Genomic DNA, 12,135 nt, shown 5'->3' with positions numbered 1-12,135 from the left:
TCAGATTGGATTGCTGAGAAGTGAGCGAACAAATCTTTGCCTTCTTCTGAAGTGATAAAGCCAAATCCTTTATCTGCATTAAACCATTTTACTGTTCCATTTGCCATAATATTTATTTCCTTTCGACAAAATTGTAAATCTCATTTTGCGAAAAAGTGCATTCCTAAAACATTTAAACTCGAGACAAAACCTACCTCATGATAATAACACCTATTATTACTAAAGTCAAATTGGTCTATTTAATACTTATTGATCTTCTTGTGATTCCCCAGATTTTCATGCGGATTTGCTTTAGCAAGTGTCAGGGTTTCTCTATCAACAACCCTGACATCATGGTTTTCTAATTCAACAATTAGTGCATTCTTATAGAGATTAATATCTCCAGAAACGACCGTTGCTTGTTCCCCATTTGATAATGTAATTTTATCTCCTGTTTTCATTTTTCACTTCCATTCTAGGTTTTGCCTATTTCACGAAAAAATTTTTACTTAAGGGTGAGTTTTTATAAGAAAAATAAGGACTCCCTAAAGCCCTTAAAATATTGCGGGAATAGGATTTGAACCTATGACCTTCGGGTTATGAGCCCGACGAGCTACCTAACTGCTCCATCTCGCTTTTTAACTATAACACTAATATCAGTTAAAGTCAATTTAACCTTTGGATTCATAAATTATTTTAAAGATGTATTATCTTATCCGAACACCAAGTTAATTCTCACATTAGTAAAGCTATCACTAGATATATCACTAAAATACTTACTAGAAACTCGAAAAACAGTAGGCCTATGATCACCCTTTTATCTTTATTCTTATTCGTTAGATGCTCCTTACTCTTATTATCAAATTGATTTTTGTTTATAGTTACACATTATTTAAAAAAGCTACCCCAAATGTGGGAGGGTGACTCATGTTAGAAAGAAAAGAGCTCAATCAAACTCACCAGAGCAAGTATACCAATTTTTACTATTATTACAAGAAATTCTTTGAATAAAAAAGCACCTAAATTCATAGGCGCTTAGGAGTATTTATGAAAAAGTTATTTTTTGGAATGATCTTATTATATAACTTGTTTCTTAAATGAATAATAATCTCAGCCTAGCTCTTAAGAACTAAATTCTTTTTAGAACAATTATATAAGTTTAATGTGATGAACCGTATATATTTACCAATACTACTCCTATTACAATAAAAAACAACCCTAAAATTGTTGCTATATTGACTGATTCTTTCATCACAAATATTGAAATCAGCGTAACCAATATGATTCCAAGAGCCCCCCAAAGAGCATACGCAATATACAAAGGAATATAATTAACTGTTTTTGAAAGCATAAATATTGCAAACCCAAATAAAGCCATGCAAAATATTGATGGAAGAGGTTTTGTAAAACCTTCTGTATACTTAATTAAACTTGAACCAGTAACCTCTGAAACAATAGCAATCGCTAAAAATAAATAACCTAAATTCATTTTTGTCCCTCTCCGATTAAAATATAATGATAACAGTATAACATATTAAAACCAAAATAAGAAAGTACTCTAATGACAGTTAGAGTACTTTCGAAACAATCTATTGCTATTATAACTTATATGTTGACGTTTACAAAATGATATACTCTGGTATTATAAATAACAATTCTATAAAGCATTTCTTTTGACAACGTTATCTTTTGTTGGTATTCTTAAGCTATCAATTAAGAAGGAAACCCGAAATGGTTGGGAGAATATAATTATTTAGTGGGTTCAATCCCCACCTCCTTCATTATTAAAACTATCCTACTAGTCTGCTGCTATTAGGTTTTTTTAAAGAAAAACACCCGCTGAAGCGGGATAAATTATTTAACACGAGTAAACATCGGGTGACCTGGAACAAATTCAATTAAATCCCATAAGTTACCATATAAATCTTTGAAGACTGCAACTTTTCCATATTCTTGGACTTTTGGAGGTCTAACAAATTCAACACCTTTATTTACCATCTCTGAGTAATCTCTATCGAAATTGTCAGTTCCCAAAAAAAGAAATACTCGCCCTCCTGCTTGATTTCCTATGAATGATTCTTGGACTTTCCTTGTAGCCTTTGCCAAAAGAATAGTTGTACCATTGGAACTAGGAGGAGATACTACCACCCATCTTTTATTTTGCTCAGGTTGATATGTATCTTCCACTAATTCAAAATGAAGCTTTTTAGTATAAAAATCTATTGCCTCATCGTAATCATTAACAACTAACGCAATATGCACTATTGATTGAATCATAACTCCTCACTTTCTTTGATATTATTATATCAAAAAAACCCCTGACTAAAGTCAGGATATTAGTTTACAATCTATTCTTTTAATTTTTCCAATGCTGCTTTTGGTACTTCACTTTTTTTAACCTCTTCCCAAGAAATTACTCCCTTAGTAGAATTAACCTTTAATTTCAAATATGCTTCTTTTCGAAGATTATGGTCCGTATTGAAATCAACTCTTTTTACTTTTCCATCTTTTTGATAAGAATCTATATCATAAGCATATTGTTTATATTTTGCACTTGAGTCGGACGTAATTTTTTCCTCTTCTTTACCATTTTTATTAATCTGAACATAGTAGGCTGTACCGCCATAATTTACTTTATACCAAGTATAACCAGAGCCGATAAGGATTACTAATAATACAGTAGCTAAACCAAAAAATATTTTTTTCATTATTTTATTCCTCAAAATGTTTTGATACTTAAAGTATAACATTTTGTAAGTGTAACACTTACAAAATTGTAAAAAACTGGCCGAAGTCAGGGTTATTTTTATTCAAATTTAATATATCTGCCATTGCTTTAGGCGATACCTGTGCTTGTTCATAGAATTCGGCAAGAGTGTTCCACCAGTTCCCAATTTTAGATTTTTTAACTCTTCTATTCTTCAAAATCGGTACGGATAATAAGAATCTTATCAGAAATATTAACAATCATGACCTGCTTTATTTGCAAAAGTTCTCCAATGTTATTCATATCAACAAACCTCCCAAACTTTAAATTCCCCCTGTGCTATATCAAAAGCTTCTTTAAGAGTAAACACGCGCTCTTCTATTTTTCCCATGTATTTGTTGTAAATTAAGTAGATATTGTCCACGTTCTACTCTCCTGTCTTTTTTCACTCCAATTCAATTAGCATATTTGTATTTCTGATAGAAATCAGTTCAGAAGCATTTTTTTGATTAGATGAAAATTTTAAAAAAATTATTCTTTGGAGATATAAACATCGCCAAGAAAAGTTGTTCCAAGATTTGGAACTCACAAATCCTAACCCTAATAATTTAGTTTGCTGGCATCAACACAGAGGAATAATTGTAATTTTAGAAGCAAATAAGCACTAAAGAAATTCTGTAACGAATTGGACTTGACCATCATATAACTTCACATGAATTAAGACATACGCATACCTCTGTACTTCTTTATAAAAGAGTTAACATTATGACTATTTCTAAAAAAATAGGACATTCAAATATATCCATAATACTCGATATGTATTTCCATATTCTAAAGAGCTAAAAAGTTTAAGAATATAAAAGTTAAAAATATCTTTAGTAAAATAAATAATGATATAAAATTTGCCACAACAAAGAAAAAAGAGCGTAACCGCTAGGGTTAAATGCTCTTTTTATTTATTCATCTTAAATTCTAAATATAAATCATTATAAATTCCAGTCCAGTATGGATTGAGGTTTTTGTAGGCTTCATCATTTTTGATGGTTGCTTCATCTGGATAAAAGGATTTATTATCTCGAATTTCTTTAGGTAAGAGGGCTTTGGCTTTCAAATTTGGAGTTGCATAACCAATCCACTGCGCATTTTGGGCTGCATTTTTGGGTTCTTGCATGAAATTGATAAATGCGTAAGCTGCTTTGACGTTTTTAGCTGTTTTTGGAATGGCTAAATTGTCATACCAAATATTTGTCCGCTCAGGGATAACGTATTTCAAATTTTTATTTTCAGAGGTCATTTCTGCTGCTTGTCCGCTATAAACAACGGCCAAAGGTGTTTCATTATTAATCATGTAATTCATGATTTCATCACCCAGAATTGCTTTTACATTTGGCGTAAGTTTTAGAAGATCTTGATAGGCTATATCTAGCTCTTTTTGGTTGGTTGTATTTAATGAATATCCATGTTTACTAAGGACCATTGCCATAACGTCACGCACACTGTCTGTCAGTAAAATTGAGTTTTTGTAAGTTGGTGACCAGATATCATTCCACGTTTTTGGTGGCCTTGTTACTGTTTTTGAATTATAAACAATCCCTAATGTTCCCCAAAAGTATGGAACAGAATATTGATTTCCTTGGTCAAAAGCCGGATTTAGGAGTTTAGGGTCATCATCTTTTAAACCTTTAATCTTACTATGGTCTAGCTTAAAGAGCAAATTTTCTTTGGCCATTTTTTCAATCATGTAATCGGAAGGAACAATCAGGTCATAAGCTGTTCCTCCTTGTTTGACTTTTGAATACATGGCTTCATTGGAATCAAAGGTCATATAGTTTACTTTATAACCTGTTTCTTTTTGAAATTTACTAATCAAGTCTGGGTCGATATACTCTCCCCAGTTAAAAATGGTCAGGCTATTATTTTGAGTTTTGACTCCATCAGCAGCTTTCATTCTATTAGTAATCAGTCCTAACGAGGCAGTAATAATCAAAATTCCTACAAAGAAGTATGATAATTTTTTCAAGTTTCTCCTTTCTATACTTTGAGCTACAAAGTATCAGTAAAATAGTTTTAAGTCAGATTTGAAGATTTTCCAACAGTTTCTGAATCTCTCATAATATAATAATATCCTATAACTAATAGAATTGAAAAGAGAAATACAAGAGTAGAAAGGGCATTAATTTCTAAAGAAATTCCGGCGCGAGCTCTGGAATAGATTTCAACTGATAGGGTTGTGAAATCATTTCCTGTGACAAAGAAAGTGACAGCAAAATCATCTAAAGAATAAGTAAATGCCATAAAGAAACCAGCAATAATTCCTGGTGTTAAATAGGGCAGGGTAATTTCACGCATTATTTGGTTTGAATTTGCCCCTAAATCATTTGCGGCATCAATGAGTGAACTATCCATTTCTTGATAAAGCGGCATTACCATCAGAACCACAATAGGGATAGAGAAGGCAATATGACTGAGTAAAACAGACATAAAACCAAGTTTCATTCCAACAATTGTAAATAAAATCAGGAAGGAAGCACCGATGACAACGTCTGGGGAAACCATTAAGACATTATTTAAGCCCAGTAAAGTTTCACGACGTCTTCTCTTGAATTTAACAAGGTTCAAAGCACCAATTGTTCCAATAACTGTAGCAATCAGTGAGCTTAAAAAGGCGAGAAAGAAAGTTTGAACAACAATCAGAATTAGACGACTGTCAGAAAACAATGTTTTGAAATTATCTAATGTGAAACCTGTAAATTTGCTCATATCACTTCCGGAGTTGAATGAGTAAAAAATAAGGTAAAAAATAGGTGCATATAAAATGATGAGGACAAAGGTGAGGTAAACTTTACCAAGTGAATTTTTCTTTCGCAAATCAATCTCTCCTTTCTTTCGTCATTCTCATGACAATCAACATGGCTACAACTAAGACAACAGCAATGGTTGAACCCATTCCCCAGTTTTGTGTCGTTAGGAAGTGTTCTTCAACGGCCGTACCGAGTGTGATGACTTTATTCCCACCGATTAAACGCGTCAACATGAAGAGTGACAAACTGGGAATAAAGACAGCCTGCACTCCAGCTCTAACACCGTTTAATGAAAGTGGCCAAATCACTTGAGTAAAAGTTTGGAAACGTGAGGCGCCTAAATCGGCACTCGCATTTACCAAATTATCATCTAAATCATTTAAAGCATTAAAAATTGGTAAAACCATAAAGGGAATGGAAATATATGATGCGACCAAAATAAAACTTAGGTCAGTAAATAGAATCTGTGTCCGTCCAATTCCCAAAAACTGTAAAAAGTTATTAACTGAACCATATTTACCAAAAATTCCAATAAAGGCATAGGCTTTGAGTAACAAGTTAACCCATGTAGGTAAAATAATAAGCATGAGCCAAAATTGTTTCATTTTTAGTTTGGTCAAAACATAAGCTACGGGGTAGGAGATGACAAGGGTTGCTACAGTAATAATCAGTGCGTAGAGAATAGAGTTCCATGTCATTAAGAGGTAAGTTCCGCTAGAAAAATAGAGGATATAATTGTTAAGGGTAAAGTGACCATTTAAATCAAAAAATGATTGCCATAAAAGCATGGCCAAAGGGACGATAACAAAGAAAAGAATCCAGAGAAAATAGGGAACAGAATAAATTCTTTTGGTCACTTATTGGCCCCACTTTCTTTATTTTCTGACTCAGGTTCATTCTCTTGCTTTTGTAAAATTTCATTCACTGTTTCAGCAAGTTCTGTCAATTCCATCGTGTTTTCAAGCGCTTCTTTAACGGCTTCTTGAATGGCAGCTTCTTCTTCGGCATTTTCTTCTTCGACAGCATTAGCTAAACCGACCGTTTCTTCTTCTTCAACATATTCTTCAATACGTGCGTCAAATTCTTCTTCGGTTTCATTAAGACGCATGATGTGAATGGCTTCTGGGTCAAAATCGAGTCCAACTGTTTCTCCAACAATGGCTTTATGTGTTGAATGAATGAGCCATTCGTTATTAAATTCATCGTAGGCTACAATTTCATAATGGACGCCACGAAAGAGTTGAGTATCTACTTTTACATTGAATTTGCCTTCGTCAGGAAGTGTAAACCAGATATCTTCAGGGCGAATAACAACCTCAATTGGTTCATTTTTACGCATCCCACCATCGACAGCTTCAAATTTCTGACCATTAAATTCAACGAGGTAGTCTTCAATCATTCTTCCGTTTAGAATGTTTGATTCACCAATAAAATCAGCAACAAAATGATTAATTGGTTCATCATAAATATCAGTTGGAGTCCCTGATTGCACAATTTCGCCTTCATTCATGATGAAGACCCAATCAGACATCGCTAGCGCTTCTTCTTGGTCATGCGTAACAAAGATAAATGTAATTCCAAGACTTTGTTGTAACTCTCTTAATTCATATTGCATATCTTTTCTGAGTTTCATATCAAGTGCTGAAAGAGATTCATCAAGTAAGAGAACTTTAGGGCGATCAATTATGGCACGGGCAATAGCTACCCTTTGTTTTTGCCCTCCTGATAATTTAGTAATTGAACGCTTTTCAAAGCCGTCTAAACGCACGAGTTTTAAACTCTCAGAGACACGCTTGGCAATTTCCTTTTTATCTACCCCTTTAATTTTAAGAGCGAAAGCGACGTTATCAAAAACGTTCATATTTGGAAAAAGAGCATAGGATTGAAAAATAGTATGAACATTTCGTTTATTTGCGGGTAAGTCATTAATTCTTTTATTATCAAGAATAACATCACCATCGGTTGCATCAAGAAGCCCAGCAATAATATTTAAAATTGTTGATTTTCCTGAACCTGACGCGCCTAAAAGAGTATAAAATTTTCCCTCTTCTAGTTCAAATGAAATATCTTTAAGAACGGTTGTATCAGTGTCAGCATAAGTTTTACTGACATTTTTAAATTCGATAATTGTTTTTGACATTTTTTAATTCCTTTGAATATAAAGATGTGATAAGCCGTAAAATTGCTTGTAAGTAATATAAAAAACCAAGCCAACGCTTGGTTTCATCATCAATTTAAGTTTTCTGATTCCAAAAGGAAAAACAGAAAAATCTAGTGCAGAGTCTATACAGCAGAAGAACTTTTAATACTCTTATTGATGCGCCAAAGCGTGTTTTTCTTGGGTGGGGCTTTTATATTCCCCATAACTCCTAAAAAGAGTTAATCAATAAGGCAACGAAAGTCGCCAATTTCGGCTTTTGACCCGGCTGTCCGTCTGGCCTTGGCTCAATTTTTACTGACAAATCGTCAATATTTTACTGACGAGATGTTATTTTTACTGACGAAAAGTACTTTTGAGAAATTTTTAGTTTCGTCAGTTCAATGCGACCAAAGGAAGTCATTGAATCCGTGGATAAGGGAAGTTTCAGCTTTGCTGAAATTTCTATCAGTAAATTAAATCCAGAATTCAACCATTAAATTGGCAGATAGAAAGGTCTAATTTACTGACGGCTTATTCGTCAGTAAAATTGAGCGGTCAAATCTTCTGTATATGCACAGAACATCATTAATTATAGCTTAAATTAGATGATTTATCAAGTTGAAATTTGAAAAAGACAGGAAAATCCTGTCTTATTTTTCACCGATTATTCTAACTTCAGGTTCAAGAGTGACCCCTGAGTTTTCTTTCACTTTATCAATAACATGTGCGATAAGTTTTTCATAATCTGTCGCATTTCCATTTGCAACATTAACCATGAAACCTGCATGTTTTTTGCTAACTTCAACACCGCCAATGCGTACGCCTTGTAGATTAGCTTCTTGGATTAATTGTCCAGCAAAATGGCCGACTGGGCGTTTGAAAACTGAACCGCAACTTGGATATTCCAAGGGTTGCTTACTTTCGCGCAGGAAATTGAGTCGATTCATTTCATTTTGAATTTGAGTCGGATCACCTGCTTGGAGTTCAAATTTTGCTGACAAAACAACCAAATTTTTGTCACGAATGACAGAATGACGGTAGCCAAATTGCATTTCACTTGCAGTCAGAACCGAAATGTTTCCGTCAGTATCCATAACTTTGCAACTTACCAAAACTTGAGAAATTTCGCCACCATAAGCTCCAGCATTCATGAAAACAGCACCGCCAATTGAACCTGGAATTCCGCAGGCAAATTCAAAACCTGTCAGTGAATTTGCTTGTGCCACTTGTGTTACTTCTTTTAATTTTGCACCAGCTTGAGCTTCAATCGTATAGCCAGCCACTTTTACTGACTCTAATTTTTCAAGTAAAATCACAAGGCCACGAATTCCACCATCACGCACAATCAAATTTGAAGCATTTCCAAGCACAGTAACTGCTGTGTCAGTTGATTTTGCTTTGACTAATAATTCTGTCAGTGCTTCAATTGTAGCTGGAAAAGCTAAGATATCTGCTGGTCCACCTACTTTTGTATAAGTATATTTTGATAATGGTTCATTAAATTTAACCAGCAAATCTGGGATATTTTCAAGGTCAGTTTCTTTTATCATATCCTTATTTTATCATTTTCTATTAAAGATGACAATTTTGTCTTAAATTTCGGCTTTAACTTTCTTTTTATTCAAGAAACCTTTAGCTTTATCGAAGATATCAATTGGGAAGGCTTTGCTCAAAACATTGCACAAACCAAGCGCTAAATTGAAATCAATCATACTGTGAACAAGACCACCAAAACCAATCAATAATAGAAGATTAAGTAGAGCAGCTTGATCAATATTTGCAAATCCTAAAGAATAAAAAACATAAACTACTAAAGTTTCCAAACCAGCATGAAAAATACCGAGAATAAAATTAAAAATTTGGATTTTAACTTTTTGATGAACAAGTTCTGGATGTTTCTTTAGGACATAAGCACCCACTGTCATTACAGGGAGATGCATAAGGGCACGCAACCAAATAGTTGGTACCGGAATACTAATCATAAATCCTAGGGTAGTTCCTAGAGCAACAAAAGTGGTCATTAATGGACTGAAAAACATGGCAGCCATTACGGGAACATGTGAGGCAAGCGTGAATGATGCAGGACCAATAATAACTTTAGCCGGCATAATCATTGGAATTAAAATTCCAAGTGCAGTTAGCATCGCAGCAATAATCAGATTTCTGACTTTTGCCTTTTTTGTTTGAGCCATTTGAGTTTCCTTTTCTTTTTAAACTCTTGCTTTAAAAAAGCGGACAGTAGGGCAATAATGGTTTTTCATTTAAATCACATTTCCTGTCAATAAAAGAAATTTAATTATTCATTACTTTTAATTTTAAAAAAATGATCAATCAAAAACCTTGTTCTGACAAATAAAATGAAAGTTAGTGAACTACTTTACATTCTTTTTTGCTTTAATGATTATATCATTTTATATGTAAAATAATCAACTATTTTTATATAACAGCGTTTATGAACACCATTTTTACAAAAGGGGATGAAAAGGGGCATTATGGTTCTTGCTGACTCGAACCAGCGACCGAACGGTTAGCTACCAACTAAGCTAAAGAACCAAAGTGTACGCATTTACCGTACACTCCGTATAACAGTCTAGTACTGCTATCCTATCACTAATATTATAGCACAAAAAAAGCGCCCCAGTTAGGAGAGGGACGCTTAGGATAAACTTTATGAAAAAATTTATTTTTGGAATAGTTATATTATAGTACTTCATTCTTAAATCAAACAAAAAGAAAATATGCCAATAACGCTTAGAGCATTTCTTTTGACAACGCTATCTTTTATTGGTATTCTTAAACTATCAATTGAGAAGGAAACCCGAAATGGTTGGGAGAATATTTTTATTTAGTGGGTTCACTTCCCACCTCCTTCATTATTAAAATCATCCTACTAGTCAGCTGCTAGTAGGATTTTTTTGCAAATCAAAAAAAGCCCTGACCAAAGTCAGGGTTTTAATTTAAACATTTTTACGATACATTTTCGTCATTTCACCTTCGTACATTTTTATCGTTTTCGCACTAGGGAATGTTGCTTTCAAGTTCTTATATAGTGCTGGCGTAGGAACGTAAGAATACATTCCATTGATAATTTGATATACTTTTCCTTCGACTGTTTCTACAAAAAACATAATTTCTTCCTCTTCGCTTTCTTTGTTGTTTGAATTTGTTTGAGTTGGAGCTGACGTTCCATTACTTGTTTGATTTACCTTGTCTGAATTGGCCAGTTTAGCCCAGTCTGCAGTTTCAAGATAAAATACTGATTTATCAAGTGGTTGCGAACTAAATTGCCAGCCAGTGATAGTTTTGAATTTACCTGATGAATAAGGGAAGTTTGGATAAGACCAATCTTGAATCATTGAGGTTGTTCCTGCGGCGAACGGATATCCCGCAAACCAAACCCAAGCATTATCAACAACCCATTGAGTCATTTGTGACAGATCGCCTGAGTTGCCATAAATACCAGCTTGCACCCCTGTTTTATCTTTAATGCGCTTCAAGAAGGTTTCTGCCCAACCGCCATTACTGTAAGCTGCGTTTTGATACTCTTCCCAGTCAAGGATTAAGTTAGGAGGATTGCTCACATTCAGATAACATTGCACACTTTGGATAAAAGCGTCTGCTTCTGCGTTGGGGTCTTCTCCCCCAGCGTAGTGATAAATTCCCCAAGGGATTCCCTTTGAAATCGCCTGTTGAGCAACAAAGTCAAGGGTTGGATTAACATAACCTGTTCCTTGTGTTGCTTTGACAATAACACCATCCTCACCATTAGAACCAACAATATAGTTCCCTTGGTGTGACGCAACGTCCACAAATTTTAGTGTCATTTATTCTCCTTCTTTTTTATTATAGCTAGCGGTACTAATATGCATTGTTGCACCCAAGAACACAGCTACAGCATTCAATGTTGCTACAATTGCATCTGTATTTCCCCAACCATAGATATGACCTAGCGCTGCGACAAAAACACTGGCAGCAGGCAATACTGTGACAACAATCCATTTAATAGCGTCGTAAGTTTTATTGTTCATTTTTCTTTCTCCTTTATTTAAAAAATACTTTGATTATTTCAGTTAATGCTGCAAAAATTGCTGCTGCAGAACCTCCGATTCCAAGCGCTAACTTCCAAAAGTTTGTTTTATCAAGTAATTTCAACTGAAACTGTCGTTCATCTGAGCTTTCATTACCTTTGATAACAGCTTGCAGTATTTGAGCATTCTGCTCAGATTGGCGAGTGTTCTGTTCTCTTAAAAAGCGATTTGATTCATCCACACGAGTCAGACCGTCATTCATTTGCTTTTGCATTTCGACTGACATATCATTAAGCCGAGATAATTCTTTATCGTGCTGTTTGAGTTTAGTCTCATGCTGCTCTACGAGCTGTTTTAATTCCATAACCCCTGCTTTCTATTTACTTTCTATCCCAAAGGGTAGCTTTCTTCAAAACCGCCATAACGTCCACTAGTTGATGCTGGCATAGACCAAATGTTAACATTTCCACCTTCTTGAAA

The 12,135-nt window shown here is 34.3% G+C and carries 15 protein-coding genes and 1 tRNA gene; 1 reads left to right on the top strand and 15 read right to left on the bottom strand.

All coding sequences use genetic code 11. The annotated features are described in order from the left end of the window. The 6 genes from HFD15_RS13545 to HFD15_RS13520 all read right to left on the bottom strand — a co-directional run. Nucleotides 1-107: cold-shock protein (locus HFD15_RS13545; RefSeq protein WP_167595249.1), on the bottom strand; the 107-nt coding region annotated here is incomplete at its 3' end. 132 nt (nt 108-239) lie between these two features. After that, the gene (locus HFD15_RS13540) at nt 240-440 is read right to left on the bottom strand and encodes a hypothetical protein (protein WP_012897092.1); all 201 of its coding nucleotides are present in this window, start codon (nt 438-440) and stop codon (nt 240-242) included. Between the two features lie 101 nt (nt 441-541). Beyond that, nucleotides 542-615 (bottom strand) — tRNA-Met (locus tag HFD15_RS13535). A gap of 523 nt (nt 616-1,138) precedes the next feature. After that, entirely contained in the window at nt 1,139-1,468 is a 330-nt protein-coding gene (locus HFD15_RS13530) for a multidrug efflux SMR transporter (protein WP_058207957.1), read from the bottom strand. A 365-nt stretch (nt 1,469-1,833) separates the two neighbouring features. Further along, nucleotides 1,834-2,256: a VOC family protein gene (locus HFD15_RS13525; protein ID WP_058204472.1), complete on the bottom strand. Its 423-nt coding sequence runs from the start codon at nt 2,254-2,256 to the stop codon at nt 1,834-1,836. A 71-nt stretch (nt 2,257-2,327) separates the two neighbouring features. Further along, nucleotides 2,328-2,687: a YxeA family protein gene (locus HFD15_RS13520; protein ID WP_058204473.1), complete on the bottom strand. Its 360-nt coding sequence runs from the start codon at nt 2,685-2,687 to the stop codon at nt 2,328-2,330. A gap of 683 nt (nt 2,688-3,370) precedes the next feature. On the opposite strand from HFD15_RS13520, the gene HFD15_RS14620 reads away from it, so the two are divergent. Further along, nucleotides 3,371-3,529: a tyrosine-type recombinase/integrase gene (locus HFD15_RS14620; protein WP_081041239.1), complete on the top strand. Its 159-nt coding sequence runs from the start codon at nt 3,371-3,373 to the stop codon at nt 3,527-3,529. Between the two features lie 109 nt (nt 3,530-3,638). Here HFD15_RS14620 and HFD15_RS13510 read toward each other — a convergent pair whose 3' ends face one another. From HFD15_RS13510 to HFD15_RS13470, 9 genes are all read right to left on the bottom strand, one after another. Continuing rightward, a complete protein-coding gene (locus HFD15_RS13510) occupies nt 3,639-4,706 on the bottom strand; it encodes an ABC transporter substrate-binding protein (protein ID WP_058207958.1) in 1,068 nt (355 codons plus the stop codon). 47 nt (nt 4,707-4,753) lie between these two features. Beyond that, on the bottom strand, nt 4,754-5,554 hold the full coding sequence (locus HFD15_RS13505) for an ABC transporter permease (RefSeq protein ID WP_058207959.1): 801 nt from the start codon (nt 5,552-5,554) through the stop codon (nt 4,754-4,756). Between the two features lies 1 nt (nt 5,555). Continuing rightward, nucleotides 5,556-6,344: an ABC transporter permease gene (locus tag HFD15_RS13500; protein ID WP_012897758.1), complete on the bottom strand. Its 789-nt coding sequence runs from the start codon at nt 6,342-6,344 to the stop codon at nt 5,556-5,558. Further along, nucleotides 6,341-7,627, bottom strand: coding sequence for an ABC transporter ATP-binding protein (locus HFD15_RS13495; protein WP_003132123.1), 1,287 nt, complete (start codon nt 7,625-7,627; stop codon nt 6,341-6,343). Before HFD15_RS13495 ends, HFD15_RS13500 begins: the two co-directional genes overlap by 4 nt. A 650-nt stretch (nt 7,628-8,277) precedes the next feature. Then, nucleotides 8,278-9,177, bottom strand: coding sequence for a UDP-N-acetylmuramate dehydrogenase (murB, locus tag HFD15_RS13490; protein ID WP_010905790.1), 900 nt, complete (start codon nt 9,175-9,177; stop codon nt 8,278-8,280). Between the two features lie 42 nt (nt 9,178-9,219). Continuing rightward, nucleotides 9,220-9,819 (bottom strand): niacin ECF transporter S component NiaX, encoded by a 600-nt coding sequence (gene niaX / locus HFD15_RS13485; RefSeq protein ID WP_167593656.1) that lies wholly within the window; start codon nt 9,817-9,819, stop codon nt 9,220-9,222. A gap of 765 nt (nt 9,820-10,584) precedes the next feature. After that, nucleotides 10,585-11,451: a GH25 family lysozyme gene (locus HFD15_RS13480; protein WP_167593655.1), complete on the bottom strand. Its 867-nt coding sequence runs from the start codon at nt 11,449-11,451 to the stop codon at nt 10,585-10,587. After that, nucleotides 11,452-11,655 (bottom strand): phage holin, encoded by a 204-nt coding sequence (locus tag HFD15_RS13475; RefSeq protein WP_167593654.1) that lies wholly within the window; start codon nt 11,653-11,655, stop codon nt 11,452-11,454. It abuts the gene before it with no gap. A gap of 13 nt (nt 11,656-11,668) precedes the next feature. Next, complete coding sequence (locus HFD15_RS13470; protein WP_167593653.1) at nt 11,669-12,019, bottom strand: hypothetical protein; 351 nt, start codon at nt 12,017-12,019, stop codon at nt 11,669-11,671. Nucleotides 12,020-12,135 lie beyond the last annotated feature (116 nt).

Origin of the sequence: Lactococcus sp. EKM203L (assembly GCF_011800585.1) — a bacterium.
Taxonomy (GTDB): Bacteria; Bacillota; Bacilli; order Lactobacillales; family Streptococcaceae; genus Lactococcus; species Lactococcus lactis.
This window is presented reverse-complemented; position numbering and strand designations above follow the sequence as displayed.

Coding starts and splice junctions, on each gene's coding strand:
- HFD15_RS13495 (WP_003132123.1), bottom strand. CDS start 7,627: ATGTCAAAAACAATTATCGAATTTAAAAATGTCAGTAAAACTTATGCT.
- HFD15_RS13525 (WP_058204472.1), bottom strand. CDS start 2,256: ATGATTCAATCAATAGTGCATATTGCGTTAGTTGTTAATGATTACGAT.
- niaX (WP_167593656.1), bottom strand. CDS start 9,819: ATGGCTCAAACAAAAAAGGCAAAAGTCAGAAATCTGATTATTGCTGCG.
- HFD15_RS13470 (WP_167593653.1), bottom strand. CDS start 12,019: ATGGAATTAAAACAGCTCGTAGAGCAGCATGAGACTAAACTCAAACAG.
- HFD15_RS13530 (WP_058207957.1), bottom strand. CDS start 1,468: ATGAATTTAGGTTATTTATTTTTAGCGATTGCTATTGTTTCAGAGGTT.
- HFD15_RS13540 (WP_012897092.1), bottom strand. CDS start 440: ATGAAAACAGGAGATAAAATTACATTATCAAATGGGGAACAAGCAACG.
- HFD15_RS13480 (WP_167593655.1), bottom strand. CDS start 11,451: ATGACACTAAAATTTGTGGACGTTGCGTCACACCAAGGGAACTATATT.
- HFD15_RS13475 (WP_167593654.1), bottom strand. CDS start 11,655: ATGAACAATAAAACTTACGACGCTATTAAATGGATTGTTGTCACAGTA.
- HFD15_RS13520 (WP_058204473.1), bottom strand. CDS start 2,687: ATGAAAAAAATATTTTTTGGTTTAGCTACTGTATTATTAGTAATCCTT.
- murB (WP_010905790.1), bottom strand. CDS start 9,177: ATGATAAAAGAAACTGACCTTGAAAATATCCCAGATTTGCTGGTTAAA.